This window comes from Nannocystis pusilla (genome assembly GCF_020073745.1).
In the GTDB taxonomy this organism is placed as follows: domain Bacteria; phylum Myxococcota_A; class Polyangia; order Nannocystales; family Nannocystaceae; genus Nannocystis; species Nannocystis radixulma.
The window spans coordinates 68,451-89,327 of record NZ_JAIRAU010000039.1 but is presented as its reverse complement, the minus strand read 5'-3'; the positions used below and the strand labels follow the sequence as shown (position 1 = coordinate 89,327).

14 protein-coding genes and 1 other RNA gene are annotated in these 20,877 nt (G+C 73.0%); 6 read left to right on the top strand and 9 right to left on the bottom strand.

The window, feature by feature from the left end; translation table 11 throughout:
* Positions 1–103: 103 nt before the first annotated feature.
* The 7 genes from ssrS to K7C98_RS28065 all read right to left on the bottom strand — a co-directional run bounded on the left by ssrS (position 104) and on the right by K7C98_RS28065 (position 6,808).
* Positions 104–271, bottom strand: a non-coding RNA gene (gene ssrS / locus K7C98_RS45540) — 6S RNA.
* A 74-nt stretch (positions 272–345) separates the two neighbouring features.
* Positions 346–987: a hypothetical protein gene (locus tag K7C98_RS28090; RefSeq protein WP_224194863.1), complete on the bottom strand. Its 642-nt coding sequence runs from the start codon at positions 985–987 to the stop codon at positions 346–348.
* A gap of 31 nt (positions 988–1,018) precedes the next feature.
* Positions 1,019–2,086, bottom strand: coding sequence for a phosphotransferase family protein (locus K7C98_RS28085; protein WP_224194862.1), 1,068 nt, complete (start codon positions 2,084–2,086; stop codon positions 1,019–1,021).
* 125 nt (positions 2,087–2,211) lie between these two features.
* Positions 2,212–3,417, bottom strand: coding sequence for an acyl-CoA dehydrogenase family protein (locus K7C98_RS28080; RefSeq protein WP_224194861.1), 1,206 nt, complete (start codon positions 3,415–3,417; stop codon positions 2,212–2,214).
* A 174-nt stretch (positions 3,418–3,591) separates the two neighbouring features.
* Entirely contained in the window at positions 3,592–4,314 is a 723-nt protein-coding gene (locus K7C98_RS28075) for a histidine phosphatase family protein (protein WP_224194860.1), read from the bottom strand.
* A 245-nt stretch (positions 4,315–4,559) separates the two neighbouring features.
* Positions 4,560–4,913, bottom strand: coding sequence for a hypothetical protein (locus tag K7C98_RS28070; protein ID WP_224194859.1), 354 nt, complete (start codon positions 4,911–4,913; stop codon positions 4,560–4,562).
* Between the two features lie 125 nt (positions 4,914–5,038).
* Positions 5,039–6,808: a serine/threonine-protein kinase gene (locus tag K7C98_RS28065; protein ID WP_224194858.1), complete on the bottom strand. Its 1,770-nt coding sequence runs from the start codon at positions 6,806–6,808 to the stop codon at positions 5,039–5,041.
* Positions 6,809–7,117: 309 nt separating this feature from the next.
* On the opposite strand from K7C98_RS28065, the gene K7C98_RS45070 reads away from it, so the two are divergent.
* A complete protein-coding gene (locus K7C98_RS45070) occupies positions 7,118–13,240 on the top strand; it encodes a tetratricopeptide repeat protein (protein ID WP_224194857.1) in 6,123 nt (2,040 codons plus the stop codon).
* A 178-nt stretch (positions 13,241–13,418) separates the two neighbouring features.
* Positions 13,419–14,624 (top strand): hypothetical protein, encoded by a 1,206-nt coding sequence (locus K7C98_RS28055; RefSeq protein WP_224194856.1) that lies wholly within the window; start codon positions 13,419–13,421, stop codon positions 14,622–14,624.
* A 25-nt stretch (positions 14,625–14,649) separates the two neighbouring features.
* Here the strand turns inward: K7C98_RS28055 and K7C98_RS28050 are convergent, their stop codons facing one another.
* Complete coding sequence (locus tag K7C98_RS28050; RefSeq protein ID WP_224194855.1) at positions 14,650–16,641, bottom strand: hypothetical protein; 1,992 nt, start codon at positions 16,639–16,641, stop codon at positions 14,650–14,652.
* Between the two features lie 255 nt (positions 16,642–16,896).
* On the opposite strand from K7C98_RS28050, the gene K7C98_RS28045 reads away from it, so the two are divergent.
* From K7C98_RS28045 to hflX, 4 genes are all read left to right on the top strand, one after another.
* The gene (locus K7C98_RS28045; protein ID WP_224194950.1) at positions 16,897–17,373 is read left to right on the top strand and encodes a YbhB/YbcL family Raf kinase inhibitor-like protein; all 477 of its coding nucleotides are present in this window, start codon (positions 16,897–16,899) and stop codon (positions 17,371–17,373) included.
* A 142-nt stretch (positions 17,374–17,515) separates the two neighbouring features.
* Complete coding sequence (locus K7C98_RS28040; RefSeq protein ID WP_224194854.1) at positions 17,516–18,523, top strand: penicillin-insensitive murein endopeptidase; 1,008 nt, start codon at positions 17,516–17,518, stop codon at positions 18,521–18,523.
* Positions 18,524–18,673: 150 nt separating this feature from the next.
* Positions 18,674–18,946, top strand: coding sequence for a hypothetical protein (locus K7C98_RS28035; RefSeq protein ID WP_224194853.1), 273 nt, complete (start codon positions 18,674–18,676; stop codon positions 18,944–18,946).
* Positions 18,947–19,014: 68 nt separating this feature from the next.
* Entirely contained in the window at positions 19,015–20,436 is a 1,422-nt protein-coding gene (hflX, locus tag K7C98_RS28030) for a GTPase HflX (RefSeq protein ID WP_224194852.1), read from the top strand.
* Here hflX and K7C98_RS28025 read toward each other — a convergent pair.
* On the bottom strand, positions 20,414–20,716 hold the full coding sequence (locus K7C98_RS28025; RefSeq protein ID WP_224194851.1) for a hypothetical protein: 303 nt from the start codon (positions 20,714–20,716) through the stop codon (positions 20,414–20,416). The genes hflX and K7C98_RS28025 overlap by 23 nt on opposite strands.
* Between the last annotated feature and the right edge of the window lie 161 nt (positions 20,717–20,877).

The following is a 20,877-nucleotide window of genomic DNA, read 5'->3' as shown; positions in this document are numbered from 1 at the left end:
ACGTCAGCGACGGCGATCACGGAACGACGTGAACGCTCGCGGGGGACGAGGGCCGCGTCGCGGTCGCGGTGGACGACACCTGAACCTGCGTTAGAAAGGCGAGCGGGTCGCCCGGCATGATGTGGCCGAAGTTCAACCCCTACATCAAGTAGGTGGGATCTATGTTAACCGCGTCGGGCTTCTCGTCGGACGAGCCTGCGCACCAGCGATCAGAGACGGACCCCTGGCTGAACGGTGTAGGTAGAACTTTGGGCCTCATGCCGAGCGTCCCGCTCGCACCATCCACTGTAGCACCACTTCGCCGGCGTGGCGACGTGCGCGGCGCCCGACATCGTCTGGATCACCTCACTGCAGCGGGTACGGCGTGAGGACGTAATCGGCCCCGTCCGCGTGGCAGCCGGTGCACAGCTTGACGCCCGTGCCGTCGGCGTACACGGTGGTGTCGAGGCGCTCGTACCAGTACCAGCCGTCGCCGTCCGCGCTGTCGGGGGCGAGCTTGACCATCACCGCGTAGCCGACGATGACGTCGGTGCCGTCGCCGTACAGCTCCTTCACGGCGGCTGCGCCTTGCGGGTGCATTCCGTCGGCGTCGGCGAGTGACTGCGCGAGCGCGGCGGTGACGAAGGTGCGCACGTTGCCGCCGTGGGGGCCGGCCGACGGGTGGATCTGCGACTCGGCCGGCCAGCTCCTGTAGAGCCCGGCAGCGAGCCACTGCTCGAGCTGCTCGGCCGAGTCGGTCGGCGGCGAGGCTTGCTCGTCGCCGGTGGTGCTCGCGGCGGACGTCGTGCCGGGGTCGCTCGTGCTCGTAGGTTCGTCCGCGGTCGGATCGGGGTCGGTCGTCGCGCCCGGAGGCGCCGCGGTCGACGTCGTGTCGTCGCCGCCGCCGGCGGCGTCGGGGGTGGCGACGCTGTCGCCGGGGTCGCCGTCGTCACCGCAGGCGGGGGCGAGGAGGGCGAGGAGGAGGAGGCGAGCGCGGCAGGACGGCATGCGCGGCGTCAACGGAGCGCCGCCGCGGGTGTTACAGCCGGCCGGCCTCGATCGCGCGCTCGGCCTGCGAGGCGAGCGCGCGCACGCCTTCGATCATGATGGCGAACCGCGGATCCCTGGTGTGGCCGCGGACGAAGCGGACGTAGATCTGCTGGGCGACGACGGCGGTCTTGAACAGGCCGAAGGCGTAGTAGAACGTGATCGCGTCGAGGCTGCGGCCGGTGCGACGGGCGTAGTGCCCGGCGAACTCGGCCCGGGTGAAGCTGCCGGGCGCGTTGGTCGGTCCGAACGCGAACGCTTGCAGCTCGGGGGGGTCGTCGGCCTGCACCCAGTAGCAGAGGGCGGTGCCGAGGTCCATGAGCGGATCGCCGACGGTCGCCATCTCCCAGTCGAGGATCGCGGTGACGCGCGTGAGGTCGTCGGGCGCGAGCACGAGGTTGTCGTACTTGAAGTCGTTGTGCAGCAGGGTGGGCGCGCCCGAGGCCGGCATGTGTCCCGCGAGCCAGGTCGCGACGGCGTCGACGGCGGGGATGTCGTCGGTCTTCGCGGCGGCGTAGCGCTTCGTCCAGCCCTCGACCTGGCGCTTGACGTAGCCGTCCGGGTGGCCGAGCTCGACGAGGCGCGAGGCCTCGATGTCGATGGCGTGCAGGTCGGCGAGCGCGTCGGCGGCGGCGGTGGCGAGGCCGCGCGCGAGCTCCGGGGTGAAGACGACGTCGCGCGGCGGGGTGCGGCGGATGACGACGCCCTGGCGCCGCTCCATCAGGTAGAACTTGGCGCCGAGGATCGACTCGTCGAGGCAGAGGTGGACCGGCCGCGGCGCCCGCTCGCACACCGGCGCGAGGCGGGACAGGAGCGCGTGCTCCCGCTCCATGTCGTGGGCCGTCTTGACCTGGGTGCCGAACGGGGGCCGACGCAGGACGTAGGCGTCGGCCCCGACGTTGACGAGGTAGGTGAGGTTGGAGTGGCCGCCGGGGAACTGCTGCGCGCTGACGTCGGCGTCGGCGGGGGCGCCGAGCGCGTCGCGCAGGTACGGCGCGAGGCGCCCGAGGTCGAGCTCCTCGCCGGGGCGGACGGGGCGCGGGTTATCGATCGCAGTCATGAGTCCTCCGGGGCAGGTCGGTGAGCGAGGGGAGTGGTCGAAGGGACAGGTCTGGAAGGGCAGGTCGAAGCGGAAATGTCGGTGAGGACAGGTCCGAGAGAGCAGGGCGGAAGGGCCAGGTGGCGTCAGCCGGGGCGGCCGGGGCGGTGGCGCGCGAGGATCCGGCGGGCGGCGGCGACCTTGTGGACCTCGTCGGGGCCGTCGTAGATCCGGGCGCCGCGCTCGCGGGTGTAGAAGAAGGCGAGCACGGTGTCGTCGGTGAGGCCGAGGGCGCCGTGGACCTGGATCGCGCGGTCGAGGACCTCGGACAGGACCTCGGCGACGTGGAACTTGATGAGGGAGATGTCGTCGCGCGCGGCGGCGAAGCCGTGCTGGTCGATGAGCCAGGCGGTGCGCAGGACCAGCAGGCGGGCCGCGTCGATGCGGGCGCGGCACTCGGCCAGCCAGGCCTGGACGATCTGCTTGTCGCCGAGGCGCTCGCCCGGGGCGAGCTCGCGGGTGGCGGCGCGCGCGGCCATCAGCGCCAGGGCGCGCTCGCAGATCCCGAGCCAGCGCATGCAGTGGTGGATCCGCCCGGGGCCGAGGCGCTCCTGGGCGATGACGAAGCCGCCGTGGGCCGGTCCGAGCAAGCTGTCCTTCGGGACACGACAGGCTGCGAACCGCAGCTCGGCGTGCGAGTCCCAGCCGGCGCCGGCGTGGCCGAAGATCGGGACGTTGCGGACGCGCTCGAAGCCGGGGGTGTCGGTCGGGACGAGCAGCATGCTGGCGCGCCGGTGGGCCTCGGCGGCGGGATCGGTGACGGCCATGACGACGGCGAAGGCGGCCCCGTCGGCGCCGGTGGTGAACCACTTGCGGCCGTCGATGACGTAGTGGTCGCCGTCGAGGCGGGCGGCGCAGGCGAGCTGGGTCGGGTTGGAGCCGGCGGTGTCCGGCTCGGTCATGGCGAAGCAGCTGCGGATCTCGCCGCGCAGCAGCGGCTCGAGGAAGCGCTCGCGCTGGGCCGGGGTGGCGTAGCGGTGGAGGATCTCCATGTTGCCGGCGTCGGGCGCCTGGCAGTTGCAGGCGAGGTGGCCGAGCGGGCTGGCGCCGAGGACCTCGCTGAGCATGCCGTGGTCGAGCAGCGACAGGCCGAGGCCGCCGGCGTCGGTGCCCATCTGCGGCAGCCACAAGTTCTCGGCCCGGGCCGCGGCGCGCAGGCCGGCGATGATGTCGGCGCTGGCGTCGACGCCCCGCGCGAGCACGACGGGCTCGGCCGGGAGGACGTGGGCGCGCATGAAGGCGCGGGCGCGGTCGAGGAGGGCGGCGGTCGCGGGCGGGATCGCGAAGTCCATGGGTGGCGAGGCTACCGCAGGCGGTGCGCCCGCGGCCACGGCGAGGCGCTGCTCGGCGAGGGTCGAGGTCGGTCGCGCGCGGGGGGTTCGTGCGTCCCCGGTCTCTGTTGACCGAGGCGGTGTCGCCCGAAGTCCGCGAGCGCGCGCGGCCCGACGGGCGGCCGCGGTGACCGCTCAGCGCAGGGTGACGTGGGCGCGCTCGTGGATGTGCGGCAGGGCGTTGAAGACCCGCAGCTGCAGCTCGCCGGGCCGGTAGGCGAGCTCGGTGACGGAGGCGTTGTGGACGATGAAGCTGGTCTTGAGGCCAGCCCAGGTGTCGAGCCCGAGCGCGAGCGCCGTGATGACGCCGACCGGCCCGGCCGAGCTGACGACCACGACGGTGCTCTTGCGCGGGTGCTGCTGCATGACCCGCTCGAGGCCGCGGGCGACGCGGGCCTGGAACTCGCGGAAGGGCTCGACGGCCGGGTGCTCGAGCGCGCCGGTGTGCCAGCGCTGCATGGCGGCCTGAAACACCAGCTCGAAGGCCCGCTGGTGGCCGGGGGTGCCGCGCTCGGCGCTCATCCACGCGGTCGCCAGGGCGGCGAGCTCGGGGTCGCGGGCGGCGAGCTCGGGCACGGCCTCCTTCATCAAGACGATCGCGGGGTACTCGTCGAACTCGAGCAGCTCCTGCGGCGCGGGAAATTCGGCGCCGGCCGAGCGCGCGGCGGCGACGAGGTGCGCGGCGGTGTCCCGCTGGCGCTTGCGCGGCCCGGCGTAGATGGCGTGCGGCGGGTCGATCATGCGCGCCATCCAGGACCCGAGCGCGCCGGCCTGCTGCTCGCCGAGCGGGGAGAGGACGTCGTAGTCCGCGGCGCCGAGCGAGGCCTGACCGTGGCGGATGAGCAGCAGTCGACTCACGCGGCGATCGTGCCCGCGAGCGCGCGCGGGATCAATGCGGGCCGTGAAGACGCCTCGCGTGCACGAGCGTGCGCCCCGGGTGGGCGCTCGCGTGGGGCCGACCGGCGACCACCGGGCGGGAGTCGTGCGGGAGCGGGCGAAGCGGTGCCCTGCGAGGCCGGCCGCGACGGCGGTGGCGCGCGGATGTTGCGGAGGACAGGTCCGTTCGGGCCTGTTCTACAGGACATGTACGAACGACCAGGCCCTCAGCGCTTCGAGATCTCGGCGTCGAGGCGGCGCTCGATCGCGTCGAGCTCCCGCATCTTGCGCTCGAAGTCGTCGCCGCCGCGCTTGCGGCCGGGGCCGAGAGCGCGGGCGCTGCGGCCGCCGGTGACGGCCTTGCGCTCGCCGCTGCCGGCGACCAGGCGATAACCGATGTAGCCGGCGCCGGCGAGCGCGCCGACGAACAGGACGTTGCCGAGGACCGCGAAGAACAGGCCGAAGACCATCCGCGCGGCGATCATCAGGGCGAACAGGCCGCCGAGGACGAGCAGCGAGCCCTTGGCGAACCGGGCAGCGGCGCTGGGGCGATCGTCGTCGTCGTGTTCGTATGAACCCATGGACATCATGGATAGGCGATGGCGGAGGCGGTGGCAAACCCTCCGCCGCGGTCGGCCCCGGATGCGCCCGGCGTGCCCGGAGGGGCGGTCGCCGCGGCACGCGGGACCGTAAAGTCACACGCCTGTCAGTCGGTCGGGCCGGCGGGCTCGGGCGCGGCCGGATCGGGCAGGTCGTGCTCGCTGCCGGAGACCCTCTTGCGCGGCTGCGGAGCCGACTTGCGTGGCTTGAGCGACGGCGGCCGGTCGTGGACCTCGGCGTCGACGCCCGGGACTGGAGGGGTCGTGGGGAGCGCGGCAGGGACGCGAGGGGACACGGGGGGAGCGCCCGCGGGCCTCGCTCCGGCGGTCGGGCCGGAAGCGGGATCGGCCCCGGGCGACGCGGCGCCCTGGGGGCCGGTGGACGCGGTCGCGTCGACGGGCGGCGACGGGTCGACCGGCGAGGCCTCCGGGAGGTGTCCGGACCCGAGCGCGTCGAAGCGGACGGAGGCGGGGACCAGCGGGCTCGGGCGGCTCGACCGGGAGTCGGAGGGGGAATGGGCGACCGGATCGCCGGCGCTCACCACGGTCGGAGGGGGCGCGCCGTCGGATGCAGGGCGCAGGCCGACGCTGACGACGCCGGCGGTGAAGATCGAGAGGCCGCAGGCGAGCAGCCACGGGGCGAGCCGACGCGGGGCGATGGCTGGCGGCGCGGCCGACGAGGGGGCGGCCCAGCGGGTCGCCGAGTCGTACGCGAGGGCCGGGGAGCTCTCCTCGACGCCGTCCGGGCGCGACAGCGAGGCGCTGCTGCTGGCCGACGCGAGGCCGAGGCCCGACTCGCCGGCGTCGAGGAGGTCGCGCAGGGCGTGCTCGCCGGTGCTCCCGGGATCGGCGGCCCACACGAGACCTGCCCTTCCGGACAGGCGCGCGCGGTCGACCCGCATGCTGGTGGCCGGAGCCTGCGGCTCGAGGTGCTCGGCGGGGTCGTCGGCGTCGCCGGTGTCGAGCATGCCGCTGAACTCGCAGCGCCCGACCTCGATCGCGGCCATGGCGTTGGCGAGCGCCATCACCGTGGGCCAGCGATCGTCGGGCGACTTGGCGAGCGCGCGCAGGACGATCGCCTCGAGCTCGGCGGGGAGCTTGCGCCGGACGGCGGCGGTGAACGGCGCGGGCGGGGTGATGAGGTGGGCGGCGAGGACGTGGGCCGGGCGGGCGTCGGCGAACGGGACGCGGCCGGTGAGGCACTCGTAGAGGATGACGCCGAGGGCGTAGACGTCGGTGCGGCGATCGACGACGCCGGTGCTGATCTGCTCGGGCGCGGCGTAGCGGGCCAGCATCGCCGCGGCGCGCGGCTCGGGGCACGACCACACGCGACCGCCGCCGGCGACCATCAAGCCGGGGCTGACGACCTTGAGCGTGCCGGGGTCGTTCTTGTCGCGCACCGGGTAGAGCGCGCTGGTCGAAAGATCCTGGCGGATCATTCCGTGCTCATGGGACAGGTGCACGATCTGGCAGGCGCGCACCAGCAACGCGCGCAGCCGCTGCCACGGCGGCGGGCCCTCGCGCGCGAGCACGTCGGCGAGGTTGTGGCCGGGGAACACGTCGGTGACGAGGAACAGCTGCCCGCGCTCGTCGCGGCCGACGTCGAGGAGATCGACGAGATCGGCGAGCAGCGGGACGTCGCCGCGCGGGAGGCGGAGGTTGCGGGTGCACCGCAGCTCGAGCCGCGCGTACAGGTCGTCGCCGCCGGCCAGCTCGGGGGGCACGAACCTCACCGCGACGGGGCGCGCGAGCTCGAGATCCTCGGCGCGCATGAGCTCGCCGAGCGGACCACGGCCGAGGTCGCCGACGACGCGCCAACGCCCGGCCAGGATCGAACCTGGCCTCGAGGTCATCACGCCGTGGTCGGTGCTCGCCATGTGCCGCGAGGAGCATAGTGACCAGCGGGCGGTCGAGCGCAAGGTTTTTGCGATCTCGAGGCTGGCCCATAGGTCAGATCGATGGCGGCGGCGATCGGGCCCCGATCCTCGGTCACCGGCGAACGGCGTCGCTACGGGCCCGTCACGGCGACGCCGACCACGCGGGGGATCGTCGGTGCGCCGCCGGGTGCGGCGCGCCGCGTGATTTGCGCGAAAACGTGCGAGGCGGCCCCGGGACGGCGGATTTCGCGGCACACGCGGCCGGCCTGCGAATCCATTGGCTCCCGGATCGGGCATACTCGCGTCACCGTGGCGCAGCAAGACGACAAGGGTGGAAAGCCCCCGAGCTCTCCTGGTCGGCCTCCGATCACTCTTCCCGGCGGACCGCTGACCGAGGACGAGATTCCGCGCGATCCCGCGGATCTGTTCGACGCGATCATCGTCGACGAGCGAGCGACCGGTCTGGGCGTGGCGACCCGACCCGGCGCGATCCCGCCGATGCCCACGATGCCGCCGCTCGAGGTCGAACTCGACGAGGACATCGAGCTGCAAGAAGCACCGGCACCACCACCGAAGGCGCCGCCGGTGCCGCCGGCGCCGCGACCGCCAGAAGTGAAGGCGGAGCCGCCGAAGCCGGCGCCGGCGCCGGTGCCACCGAAGGCGAGCGAGCCGGTGCGACCGTTCGCGAAGCTCAGCGAGCCCAAGCCCGCGGCGGCCGAGCCCGGCAAGCCGGCGCCGCCGAGCCTGGGGCTGTCCGGACTCGGCAAGGGGCTCGGCTCGATGCCGATGCGAGGCTCACGACCGACGCCGGGGTTCGGCAGCACCACGCTGATCGGCAGCGGCCCCAGCCTGAAGGCGCCGTCGCAGCCGCAACCGGCCGCGCCGGCGGCTGCCACGCTACCGGCCGCGCAATCGGCCGCGGCAGCGCCCCCGGCGAGCCGCACCGGCAAGACCGACGAGGGGCCGAGCGCCAGCGGGGTGAAGACGATTCCGGTCGAGCTCGAGGTCGACATCGACGCCGAGGCGCCGCAGCCGCCGCCCGCGGCAGCGAAGGTGGACGCGCTCGCGGTGACGGCCCGTGACGGAGAGATCGATCCGAACGTGGTCTCGGCGGCCAGAGCGCCCGTCGAGGCGCCGCGCGCCTCGGACTCGGCGACGCGCCTGTCCACCAACCCCGACACCACGCCGCGCCCGGGCGCGCCGGCGCCGATGCCCGAGGCGCTGCGCACCCGCCTGCTCAGCCGCGGCGCGCCGCCTCCCACCGGCCCGCGAGGACAGGTCCCTTCGGACAGGCCCCCGGTGCCAGGTGCTCCGGGACAGGTCCCCGGGGACAGGTCCTCGGGGCCAGCGCCGGCGACGCCCGGCGAGCCGCCGCGGACCCGCACCACGCCGATGTCCGGGCCCTCGGGCGTCCCGGCGGCGCAGCAGGGCGCTCGCGGGCCGTCGGGGCCGGTGACGCGCACGATCTCGAGCCCGGCGATGGCGGCCGAGAACCCGTTCCTGCGCGCGGCGCAGGCCCAGATCGAGGCGTGGGAGGCCGAGCTGGCGACCCAGCCCGACCTGTTCCGCGCGGCCCGGCTGTCGTACGAGATCGGGCGGCTCTACGAGTACCCGCTCGGCGACGTGGCGCAGGCGGGGACCTACTACCTGCGCGCGCACGGGCTCGCGCCCGAGTTCCTGCCGGTGGTCCGCGGGGCGCGGCGGACGCTGCTGGCGCAGAAGAACTGGTCGCGCGCGCTGCCGCTGTTCGACACCGAGATCCGGCTGACGTCGGAGCAGAAGCGCAAGGCGGCGCTGCTGGCGGCCAAGGCGTCGGTGCTGCTCGACGGGCTCGGCAACGAGGGCGAGGCGCGGGCGACGTTCGCCCAGGCCCGCGACCTCGACCCGAGCAACGTGGCCTACCTGCGCTCGCTCGAGCAGCTCGACACGCGGGCAGGGTCGTGGGATCAGCTCGAGCGCACGGTGGCCCAGCTGGCCAGCGCGGTCGAGAAGGACCCGCGCCTGCGCTCGGCGCTGGTGGCCCGCCGGGCGCACCTGGCCGAGGTCCGGCTGAAGAGCGTCGGCTCGTCGGTCGAGCTGCTCGAGACGGCGCTCGACCTCGACCCGGCGGCGTCGGGGGCGTTCGCGGCGCTCAAGCGCCTGCACCACGGGCAGAGCCGCTGGCGCGAGCTCATCAGCGTGCTCGAGCGCGAGGCGCAGCAGCTGAACGACGCCGACGTGCGGGCGATGGCCTACTACCGGATCGCCCGCATCCACTCGGAGCGGCTCGGCAGCCGCGACAAGGCGATCGCCGCGCTCGAGCGCTCGGTCGCCGAGAGCCCGCGCTACCGCCTGGTGCTCGAGGAGCTGATCCGCCTGTACGAGGCGGCCGAGCGCTACGACGCGATGACGCGCACGCTGCAGGCGCTGGTCGAGCTGCTCGAGCTGCCCTCGGAGAAGATCAGCGTCCTCTACCAGATCGGCGACATCGTCGAGAACCGCCTGCACAACGAGGACGAGGCGATGCGCTGGTACGAGCAGGCGCTGGCGATCGAGCCGGCGTACCGCCCGGGCCTGCGCGCGCTGTCGAAGCTGCTGACGCGCAAGAAGCTGTGGGACCGGCTGCTGCACATGCTGCAGGCCGAGGCCGAGGCGGTCAACGACGCCCAGCGCGCGGCCGCGGCCTACACCAGGATGGCGGAGATCCACGAGATCCAGCTCGAGGATCCGGAGCGGGCGATGGAGTACCACTCGCGCGCGCTGACGCTGCACCCGGGGCTGGCGACGTCGTTCAAGGCGCTGCTGCGGCTGTTCGCCGCCGCCGGTCGCCACCACGAGCTGATCGAGCTGCTCGAGCGCGGCATCGACTCGGCGGAGGAGGACGACCGCCGGATCGCCTACCTGACGCGGATCGCCGACCTCTACATCGACTACCTCAACGAGCCGGTCCAGGCGGCCCACACGTACCGCCGGATCCTCAAGATCGACCCCGACCACATCGGGGCGATCCACGCGCTGCAGCGGGCCTGCGAGGTTGCGGGGCGCTACAAGGAGCTGGTCGAGGCGATCGAGCTCGAGGCCAGCAAGACGCTCGACAAGCCGCGCATCGTCCAGTTGCTGCACCGCGCCGGCGAGGTGCTCGACGAGAAGCTCGACGACCGCGACGGCGCGCTGGTCCGCCTGCGCCGCGTGCTCGAGGTCGACCCGAAGTACGCGCCGGCGCTGGCGAGCATCGGTCGCCTGTACCATCGGACAGGTCGCTGGGACGAGCTGCTCGGCACCTACGAGCGCGAGCTGGCGATCACGCCGCCGGGCAAGGCCGCGGTGGCGCTGCTGCACACGATGGGCGGGCTGTGCGAGAGCCGCCTGGCCGACACGCGGCGGGCGATCGGCTGCTACCGCAACGCGATCGAGATCGACGCCAAGCACGGGCCGTCGCTGCACGCGCTGCAGCGGCTGCTCGAGCGCAACAAGAGCTGGCAGGAGCTGGTCGACGTGCTCGAGACCGAGCTGCGCGGGCTGTCGGAGCCGCGCGCCCGGGCCCAGGTCGCCTACCGGATCGGCCGCGTCTACGAGGAGCACCTGACCGACGCGCCGCGGGCGGTTGTCGCCTACCAGGCGGCGCTGCAGGCCCTCGGCGACTACCGGCCGGCGCTCGACGGCCTGGCCCGCGTGCGCGCGGCGCTCGAGGCGTGGCCCGGGGTGGTCGAGGACCTGGCCCAAGAGGCAGCCATGTCGAAGGACGCCTCGCTGGCGACCGCGGCGCTGCTGCGCGCGGGCGAGGTGTTCGCCGAGCAGCTCGGTCAGCCCGAGCGCGCCATCGCGGCCTACGAGCGGGTGCTCGAGCGCGAGCAGGGCAACCTGGCGGCGATGCTGGCCCTCGACGCGCTGTACCGCCAGCAGGGCATGTGGAAGTCGCTGGCCGACCTGCAGCTGCGGCTGGCCAAGCACGTCGGCGACGACGGGGCGAAGGTGGCGGCCCTGCGCGAGCTGGCGCGGCTCTACGAGGGCCCGGTCGGCGCCGACGTCGACACGATCCGCAACACCTACGCCTCGGTGCTGCAGAAGTCGCCGAGCGACCCGTTCGCGCTCTCGGGGCTCGAGCGGCTGGCGATCGCGGCGCGCGACGACCAGACGCTGGCCCGCATCGACGCCCAGATCGTCGGCACCGAGGGCGAGGACCCGACGCTGCTCGGCGCCTACTACACGCGCCTCGGCGAGACGCTCGAGCGGGCCGGCTCGCTGCAGTCGGCGGCCAAGTCCTACGAGATGGCGCTCGTCGGCGATCCGGAGAGCCTCGGCGCGATCCTCGGGCTCGTGCGGGTGTCGACGCTGATCGACGACCCGCGCGCGCTGGCGGCCGCGAAGGCCCGCCTGGCCGCGGCCGAGCGCAGCGGCGAGACGGCGGCCAACCTGCTGGTCGAGACGGCGAAGATCCGGCTGCAGCGGCTCGACGATCCGGAGGCGGCGACGCGGGACCTCGAGCTCGCGCTCGAGCGCTACCCGGATCACGCCGAGGCGGCCGACATGCTCTACAAGATCCTGCTCATGCTCGAGCAGGGCACGCGCCTGCTCGAGAAGCTGTCGCAGGCGGCCGCGGCGGCCCGCGGGGCCGAGCGCTCGGCGGCGCTGTGGCTGCGGATCGCCGAGCTGTACGCCGACGAGCTCGGCAACCTGGCCGGCGGCATCAGCGTGTTGCGACGTGTCCTTCGGGACAGGCCGCGGCACGTGCCGATGCTGCTGTTTCTGGCCGACCTCTACAACCGCAACGCGCAGTGGGGCGACGCGGCCGAGATCTACGGCGAGATCCTGCAGGTCGCCAGCAGCCCCGAGGCGCTGTTCACGGCCAACCGCAACCTCGCCGGCCTGCTCTCCGATCACATCGGCGACCTGCCGCGCGCGCGCGCCTGCCTCGAGGCGGCGCTGCAGGCCCGGCCCGACGATCGCGGCGCCCTGCTGGCGCTGACCGACGTCTACGCGCGCATGGGCGACGGCTCGGCGGCGGCCGAGACGGCGCGCCGGTTGCTGCGCGCGTCGACGACGATCGACGATCGCGTGGCGGCGATCGTCCACCTCGCGCACATCGAGCTGCACCAGGGCCGGCGCGCGCAGGGCCTCGAGGCGCTGCTCAGCGCGGTCGCGCTCGAGGGCCCCGACGGGGTGGCCGCGAGCGAGTACGCCAAGCAGGTGCAGACGGCCGACGACTGGGAGCTGTACGAGCAGGCGCTGATGCGGCACCTGCAGCAGGTCGCCGGCGACGACGCCAAGCTCGGGCGCGCGTACCTCGAGCTGGCGCGCGTGCAGGGCGAGGCGATGCAGCGCTCCGACAAGGCGATGGCCACGCTCGAGTTCGGCATCGCCGAGGTGCGGCAGAACCTGCCGCTGCGGCTCGCGCTCGGCGAGCGGCTGCGGGCCCAGGGGCTGGCGGAGCAGGGCGGCACCGTGTTCCGCCAGGCGGCCGCGCTCTACCCGGCTTCGCCCGATCCGTGGCGCGGCCTCGTGCAGTGCTACGTCGACCGCGGCAAGATGGCCGAGGCCGCGCTCGGGCTCGGGCCGCTGTGCGTGCTCGGGGCCGCGAGCGAGTCGGACATGCGGGCGCTGACCCGCATGACCCCCAAGCCCGCCTCGGCGATCCCCAACTCGTTCGCGCCCGAGGTCCTGCGCACCCACCTCGATCGCAGCCCGCAGGGGGCGGTCGCCGAGAAGCTCATCAACGCGATCAGCCTCAGCCTCAGCAAGCTGTACCTCGGCGACCTCAACCGCTTCAGCGTCAACGTGAAGGAGAAGATCACGGCGCGCTCGGGCAACCCGCTGCGCGGCTTCGTCGACAAGATCGCGGGGCTGTTCGGCCTGCCGGACTACGACCTCTACGTCTATCGCGGCGCCGGCACCACGGTCAGCCTCGAGTTCGGCGCGCTGCCGGTGGTGCTCGTGCCGGCGACGGTGCTGCGGCTGTCCGAGCCGCAGCAGGCGTTCGTGATCGCCCGGGCGCTGGCGTACGTGCAGCGCGGGCTGCAGGCGGTCACCCGCTTCAAGGCCTCGGAGCTGATGCTGATCCTCGCGGCGGCGGCCCGCACGGCGGCGCCGAACTACGGCTCGAACCTCGCCGATCCGAGCGCGCTCGACGACCTGCAGCGCAGGATCGTCAAGGTGCTCGGCCGGCGCGAGCGCCAGGTGCTGCAGGAGGTCTCGGCCGAATACGCCCAGTCGGCGCCGGTCGACTTCCATGCGTGGTACGCCGACCTCAAGACGACGTCGCTGCGCGCGGCCGCGTTGATCGCCGCCGACCTGCCGTCGTGCGCGGCGTTGCTGCGCCAGGAGGATCAGGCGCTGCTCTACCTCGAGGGCGAGGAGCTCGTCTTCAACTCGGAGGTCATCGCCGACCTGCTGCGCTTCTGGTGCAGCGAGGGCGCGATCGAGCTGCGCCGTCGCACGGGCCTGCTGACGCAGTAACCGGCCCGCCGACGCGGTACCATGCCCGGCCATGAGGAGGCCGGACATGGTTCAACGGGTGATGTGGGCAGCGGCGGCGACCCTCGCGGTCGCGTGCGGGGGCGCAGGCGGAGGTACGACGGACACGGACGGGACGGGCTCGACGAGCCCGAGCCAGACCGAACCTAGCCCGACGACCATGTCCTCGGAGACATCCTCGACGAGCGGGCCGACGACGTCGACGACGAACGAGCCGACCACGGCGGGCCCGACGACGAACGAGCCGACCACGGTGGGTCCGACCACCGAGACCACGACGACCACCGCCACGACGGACACCGGCGGGATGACGACCGAGCCGCCGGACACCACGACCGAGACGCCGGACACGACCACCGGCGCGGGCGACGACAGCACGCTGTGCGCGTCGCAGGCCGAGGGCCTGTTCTTCCCGCCGGACGCGATCTGGTACCAGGACGCCTCGAACGACCCGGTCGCGCCCGACTCGGACGCGATCACGGCGTGGATGGTGCAGAACGCCCCGCCGAACGGGTGGGGCACCGGCACGATGCGCATCGACTTCAGCATCACCGCCGTCGACGCGCCCGCCGGCACCGAGAAGCGCGCCTACGCGCTCGACAACGACTACTACTACTCGCCCGACTGCGACGTCGCCCCGATCCCGCTGCCGCCCGGCGGCGTGGTCGAGGACTACCCGCAGGAGCTCCCGCCGGCCGACAGCTTCGAGGGCTACGACTGCAGCGGGTACGACGACGGCGCCGACTGCCACATGATCGTGGTGTCGCGCAGCGAGCAGCGGCTCTACGAAGTTTATCACGCGACCCTCGACGCGCAGTCCGACCAGTTCACCGCGGGTTGCCTCGCGCTGTGGGACACCTCGAAGACCTACGACCTCGACGGCCGCGGGCAGCAGTGCACCAGCGCCGACGCGGCCGGCTTCCCGATCGCGCCGCTGCTGTTCTCGGCCGAGGAGATCGAGGCCGGGGAGATCAACCACGCGATCCGGTTCATCCTGCCCAACTCGATGATCCGCGCCAAGAAGTACGTCGCCCCCGCGACCCACGGCACCAACACCACCGGGCCGATGACCTCGATCCCGTACGGCGGCCACATGCGCCTGCGCGCCGACTACCCGATCGAGACCCTGAGCCCCGGCGCGCAGGTGATCGCCAAGGCGCTGCAGAAGTACGGCATGTACATGTCCGACGGCGGCAACATCGCCCTGACCGCGCAGAGCGACGTGCTCGGCTGCGCGACCTGGGCCGACGTCGGCGTCGACGCGTTCTCGCTCGAGGACCTCAAGGCCACCGACTTCGAGGTCATCGATCACGGGCCGACGATGGACGTGACCTACGAGTGCGAGCGGACGCCGATCATGGAGTAGGGCGCCCGCTCGCGGCGAGGCGGGTTCACGGCGCGCCGTGGACCCACTTCGACCAGGCGATCAGGATGTCGGCCGCGGCGTCGATCCTGGCGAAGGTCTCGACGCCGAGCGAGTTGGTCTCCTCGTAGTGATCGCCCTCGGCCTCGCTGACCCACGGCGGGTCGCCGAGCTCCCAGTCGTACTCGGGCACGATGTAGCCGAGCTCGTCGTTGCCCATGCCGACGATGAAGCGGTAGGTCCCGTGCATCTTGTCCTTGAGGTACGGGCCCTCGGGGGCAGCCAGCAGGTCGGGCGGGTTGGTGTTGTTGGGGTCGACGAGCGGCTTGGTCGGCACGTTGAGGTGGCTGCCGTCGTAGCCGCCGATCGCCAGCTCGGGGAACAGCTCGCCGGGCACGCTGAGGAACTGCGCGGGGCCGAGGTTGATCAGCGCGGTCTCGGTCTCGATGTACATGCCGTCCTCCTCCATGAACGTCTCGCGATCGAAGATCCCGAGCTGGAACATGGCCTGGAAGTTGGTGTTGTCGACGCGCAGCATGAACCGCTGCGCCTGCAGGTCGAGCTGCGGGGCGGCGACGACGTCGCCGTTGGCGAGCGCGTCGAGGGCCATCTCGCCGAGCAGCTGGCCGATCGCGTCGGCCTTCTCGAAGGTGCCCGACTGGTAGGTCTCGCCGTCGGGGGTCTTCACCGCCATGCCGAGCGGCGTCATCAGGCCGCCGACGGCCGCGTTGATGTAGAGGCAGGTGCCGCCGACGCCGGGCTTGCCGGGCGAGTTCAGCCACGTGCTGCCCTGCTCGAGCGTGCGCCGCAGGCCGTGGGCGAAGTCGCTGGTCATCAGCGTGTTCTCGTCGGACAGCGCCTCGGGGTGGTTGCCGAAGCTGACGACGCTGGCGATCGTGTTGTCCTGCCCGTCGACGAGGCGGAGCGCGCCGATCATCTCGTCGACGACGAACGGGTCGCGGCTGTCGTTGATGACGTTGCCGACGCCGTTGCTGTGGTACGTCGAGGCGTCGACCTCGCCGACGACGAGCTGCGCGACCTCGACCTTGGCGGCGTCGGCCTCGGCGATCGCGTCGACGATCGCCTGCCGCACCTGCGCCCGGTAGGCCGGGTCGTAGCCGCTGACCAGCTGCTGCTCGCCCCACAGGCCCATGCTGTCGGGGCCCTCGTGGTTGTGCAGCGCGTGCAGCAGGACGTAGTCGACCTCGAGGCCCTGGTCGGCCAGCGTGTCGCGGATCGCCAGCGTCTCGTTGTTGAAGAAGCCGACGAGGTCGAGGGTGACGATCGCCAGCTTGGTGTTGCCCTGCTCGAGCACCAGCGCCCGCGCCCACAGGCCGTCGCCCTCGCCGACGAGGCCGAGGTTCGCCCCGCGCACGCCGGTGGCCGGGCGGCCGTTGTGGAAGCCCGCCAGCCAGCTGGCCTGGAACTCGCCGTCGTCCTCGCCCATGTCGGCGGCGACGTAGCCGGGGTCGCCGGGACACAGGCGATCGCAGCCGCAGTCGAGGAACGTCTCGCCGGCCTCGTACTCGGCGTCGGCGTCGAGGTCGGTCCACGACTCGAAGCAGGTCGGCACGATCGACTTCACCGAGGTGCCCGCCAGCAGCGCGGCGCCGTCGACCGGATCGCACTGACCGTCGGGATCGCCGGGGCACACGATCTCCGGCATCTCGTCCGGCGGCGGCTCTCCGGTGTCGGTGTCGCCGGTCGTGGTCGTGCTCGTGCCGGTCGTCGTGTCGGTCGTCGAGGTGGTCGTCGAGGTGTCGGTGGTCGCGGTCGTGTCCGTAGTCGTCGTCGTCGACGTGATCGCCTCGGTCGTCGTCGGCGTCGTCGTCGGTCCTTCGGTGGTCGTGTCCGTCGAGGTCGAGGTCGTCGGCGGCGCCTCGGTCGTCGGCGGCGGGTCGTCGCCGCTGGTCGAGGTGGAAGAGGAGGTGGATGTGTCGCTGTCCGAGGTCGCGGCGGTCGAGTCGCCGCAGGCCAGCGGAAGCACGGCCAGGGTGAGGAGGAGCGGGCGGGATATCACGACGTCACAGCGTAACCGAGCGGGCGCGCGCCCGGGCCGCGCGCGCGTGAGGACAGGCGTGGACTGCCGGCGAGGACCGGTCCGATCGCACATGTCGTGAAGGACATGTGGAACCGCTGAGCTTGCGCACGCCCGCGGCTCGGTCACGGTTGAGCGGCCATGCACCGCCCCGCGCTCCTGATCCTCTGCGGCCTGTTCGCCTGCCAGCCCAAGCCCGAGCCGGGCGGCGCCGACGACCCGGCGCCGAGCGGCGGGATGAGCCTGCAGTCCGACGCGTTCGCGCCGGGCGCAGAGATCCCGACGGAGTACACCTGCGAGGGCGCCGACATCTCCCCGCCGCTGCGCTGGTCGGGCGTGCCGGCGACGGCCAAGAGCCTGGCCCTCATCGAGACCGATCCCGACGCGCCCGACCCGGCCGCGCCGAAGACGGTGTGGACGCACTGGATTCTCGTCGACCTGCCGCCGGCCGACGGCTCGCTGCCGGCCGGGGTGAGCGCCGAGCAGCTGCCCGCCGAAGCACGCCCGGGCATGAACGACTTCAAGCGCCTCGGTTACGGCGGTCCGTGCCCTCCCGTCGGTCGCCATCGCTACTTCCACACGCTGTACGCGCTCGACACCACGCTGCCCGCGCTGCAGTCGGCCACCCGCGCGGAGCTCGAGCAGGCGATGGCCGGTCACATCCTCGGAAGGGCGGAGTTGATCGGCACGTACCAAAAGCAGAAGGCCCAGTGACGGCGTGATCGCGCGTGTGACGGGCTGGCGCGCCTGGCCGGGCGTGGCGGACAAACTGTCACACGGGGCGATGGCTGAAGGCGAGGCAGTCCGCGGAGATCGAGGCGAGCGGGCTGGTGCGGTTCTTGCGAGGGCGGTCGACGTGACGCCTCGCCCCGCGCCGCTGCTCGTCTGCCTCGCCCTGCTGATCGGCTGCGGCGACGCGACCGCCGAGCCGGAGGTCGCGATCGAGGCGGCGGCCGCGGCGGTCGAGGCGCCGGCGCTCGCGGCCGCGCCCGCAGAGGCGACGCCGCCGTGCGAGGGCTGTTCGAACGGACAGGTCCCGGAGGACAGCATCGAGGACACCGAGCTGCCGCTGACGCTGCTCGCCACCACCACCGCGACCGACCCGGCGAGCAGCCAGGCGACCATCCGCGACGATCCGAGCGGGGTGATCCGGGTGTTCCGCGTCGGCGACCTGGTGTGGGAGGGGACCACGATCGCGGCGGTCGAGCGCGGCGCGGTGGTGCTGGCGCGCGCGGGCCAGCAGGAGCGCCTGTCCATCGGGACAGGTACGGTCGAGCTGCGCGCGACCGACGTGTACTACCCCGACCTGTTCGCCGACGAGGACTTCGCCGGCGTGCTGGCGCAGGGCGTGAAGCTGCCCCCGGGGCCAGGTTACGTGGTCAAGAACGAGGACCACGCGTGGGGCACCCCGCGCACGATCCGGCTGCTCCAGGAGTCGATCCGCGCCTACACGCGCGGAGGTCGTGGCGGCCCGAAGGTCCACGTCGGCGACATCAGCCTGCACGGCGGCGGCGTGTTCCCGCCCCACCTGTCCCACCGCCACGGCCGCGACATCGACATCGGCTACGTGCTGCGGGGCACCGACGCCGACGTGACGCGGTTCATCACCGCCGATCGCGACAACCTCGACGTCGCGCGCTCGTGGGCGCTGATCGAGGCGGTGCTGGCGACCGGACAGGTGCACTACGTGTTCATGGACTACGGGCTCCAAAAGCTCTTCTACGAGCACGCAGTCGCCGCGGGCGTCGCTCCGCAGCGGTTGAACGACGTGTTCCAGTACCCGCGCGGGGAGGGTGCGTCGGCCGGGGTGATCCGCCACTGGCGCGGACATCGGAACCACTTCCACGTCCGCTTCCGCGAGTGAGCCCCTCGCGGACAGGGACTTGCTCGCCACGCCCGGGCTCGGCAACACTCGAGCGCAGCGGCGCCGAGCCTCGCGCCGTGAGACCGAGCGCACGACGGTCGCGTCGCGCCGGTCGCGCGAGACCACGAGAGCGTCCATCTTCAGAGCACGATGACCAGCGTCGACGTCCACGCGCTCGCCCTCGAGAAAGTCGGGCGGATCTTGGGTCCGCAACGGGCACGGACGCTGCTGCAGGCGTTCCTGGCCCGCTCGGAGAAGCTGGCGCTGGCGACCACGAGCGACCTGCAGGAGTTCGGCGAGGCGCTCGGGGCCTACGGGGGGATCGAGCAGGCGGTCGGCGCGCTGCTGATGGTCCAGGCGGTGCTCATCGAGACGGCCGAGCCGGCTCCGGTGCCCGCCGCGACGCCTCGTGACCCGCGCTGACGGCGAATCGTCGGCCGCGCGGTCACGGGCTTGCCGCCGGCGGTCGGCAGCGTCAGTCTGTCGCCCCCATGTCCGAACGACCAGCCCACCGGCCGACCGCGATCCTCGTCGGCGTCCAGCTGCCCGGCGTCGGCGACGCGGAGCACGCCGCCGACCTCGCCGAGCTCGCGCGCCTCGTCGACACGCTCGGTTACGAGGTCACCGACACGGTGACCCAGCGTCGCGATACGCTCAGCAAGTCGGTGGTGCTCGGCGAGGGCAAGCTCAAGGAGCTGGCCGAGCTCACCGGCGGCAAGGGCTACGTGCCCTCGGCCGTGCCGGTGAAGAAGGACAAGGCCCGCATGCGCCGCGCCGAGGAGAGCGGCGAGGCCGACGACGACGAGTTCGAGGCGGCCGACGACGACGACGACGGCCAGGTCCCCATCGTCGGCAGAGATGTCCCCGAGGACAGCAAGAGGCGGCCGGGGCTGATCGCCGTCGATCACGAGCTCGGCCCGAGCCAGGCGCGTAACCTCGAGAAGGCGACGGGGGTGCAGGTGCTCGACCGCACCGGCGTGATCCTCGAGATCTTCCACCGCCACGCGCGCAGCCGCGAGGCCAAGCTGCAGGTCGAGCTGGCCCGCCTGGCCTACGTCTCGCCGCGCCTGCGCGAGACCGGCGCCCGCGGCGAGCGCCAGGCCGGCCGCGGCGCCGGCGAGACCGAGCTCGAGCTCGATCGCCGGCGGATCCGCGACCGCATGGCCGAGATCCGGCGCGAGCTCGAGGCGGTCCACCGCGAGCAGGACCACCGCCGCGAGCACCGCGCGGGCCAGCCGACGGTCGCGCTGGTCGGCTACACCAACGCCGGCAAGAGCTCGCTGATGCGCGCGCTGACCGGCAGCCAGGTGCTGGTCGCCGACCAGCTGTTCGCCACGCTCGACACCACCATCCGCGCGCTGCACCCGGAGGCGCACCCGCGGATCCTGGTCTCCGACACCGTCGGCTTCATCAAGAAGCTGCCCCACGACCTCGTGGCGTCGTTCCGCTCGACCCTCGACGAGGCCCGCCACGCCGGGCTGCTGCTGTTCCTGGTCGACGCCTCAGATCCGACGTTCCGCGAGCAGTACGCGGTCACCCGCGAGGTCATCGGCGAGATCGGGGCGATGCAGGCGCCCACGCGCCTGATCCTCAACAAGGTCGACCGCCTCGACGAGACCCAGCGCGAGGAACTCCGCCGCGAATTCCCCGAGGCGATCCAGATGTCGGCCCTCGACAAGGACGACGTCGCCCGCCTCCGCGCGACCATCGTCGCGTTCTTCGGCCAGGCCCTGGTCGAGGCCGAACTGCTGGTCCCGTGGCCGCAACACGCGCTGGTCGCCCAGCTCCACGGCGAGGCGCAGGTGCTGTCCGAGGCCCACGAAGAGGCAGGGACGCGCGTGCGCGTGCGCATCGAGCCCGACACGCTCAAGCGCGTGCAGGCGGCGCTCGCTAGCTCGTCGCCGGGGGCGTGAACTCGCCGGCCGCGAGCGCGTCGCGGATCTCGTCGAAGGTCCGCCCCGCGTCGCTCTGCTCGCGCACCCACGCGGCCTGAGCCGCCGCGTGCGCGGGCCAATAGGTCCGCTTGCCTTTGCGCGCGCCATAGACGACGCGGAACGGCGGGGTGCTCGCATTCGAGTCCGGGAGGAGGTCGCAGCATTGGCGTTGAAGATCCGCAGGCGCGCGTGCGGCGAGGATGCGCGACCGCCGGGGCGTATTGATCATTGACGGTATTCCCCACCGCTCCGAGCTCACTGTTGATTATTCGTACCTCTCGCGCCGATACAAGGTGCGATTCGCCGGACGCACGCGAATCGACGGAGTCGAAGATGCCACCAGGCGAAGGCGTACGCCGAGGAGCACGCGTCGGCGTGGCGGGCCGAACACGAGGCGGACCTGGGGCGAGGCGGTGGAGC

Coding starts and splice junctions, on each gene's coding strand:
- K7C98_RS28045 (WP_224194950.1), top strand. CDS start 16,897: ATGAGCCTGCAGTCCGACGCGTTCGCGCCGGGCGCAGAGATCCCGACG.
- K7C98_RS28085 (WP_224194862.1), bottom strand. CDS start 2,086: ATGACTGCGATCGATAACCCGCGCCCCGTCCGCCCCGGCGAGGAGCTC.
- K7C98_RS28055 (WP_224194856.1), top strand. CDS start 13,419: ATGTCCTCGGAGACATCCTCGACGAGCGGGCCGACGACGTCGACGACG.
- K7C98_RS28035 (WP_224194853.1), top strand. CDS start 18,674: ATGACCAGCGTCGACGTCCACGCGCTCGCCCTCGAGAAAGTCGGGCGG.
- K7C98_RS28070 (WP_224194859.1), bottom strand. CDS start 4,913: ATGGGTTCATACGAACACGACGACGACGATCGCCCCAGCGCCGCTGCC.
- hflX (WP_224194852.1), top strand. CDS start 19,015: ATGTCCGAACGACCAGCCCACCGGCCGACCGCGATCCTCGTCGGCGTC.
- K7C98_RS28080 (WP_224194861.1), bottom strand. CDS start 3,417: ATGGACTTCGCGATCCCGCCCGCGACCGCCGCCCTCCTCGACCGCGCC.
- K7C98_RS28065 (WP_224194858.1), bottom strand. CDS start 6,808: ATGGCGAGCACCGACCACGGCGTGATGACCTCGAGGCCAGGTTCGATC.
- K7C98_RS28090 (WP_224194863.1), bottom strand. CDS start 987: ATGCCGTCCTGCCGCGCTCGCCTCCTCCTCCTCGCCCTCCTCGCCCCC.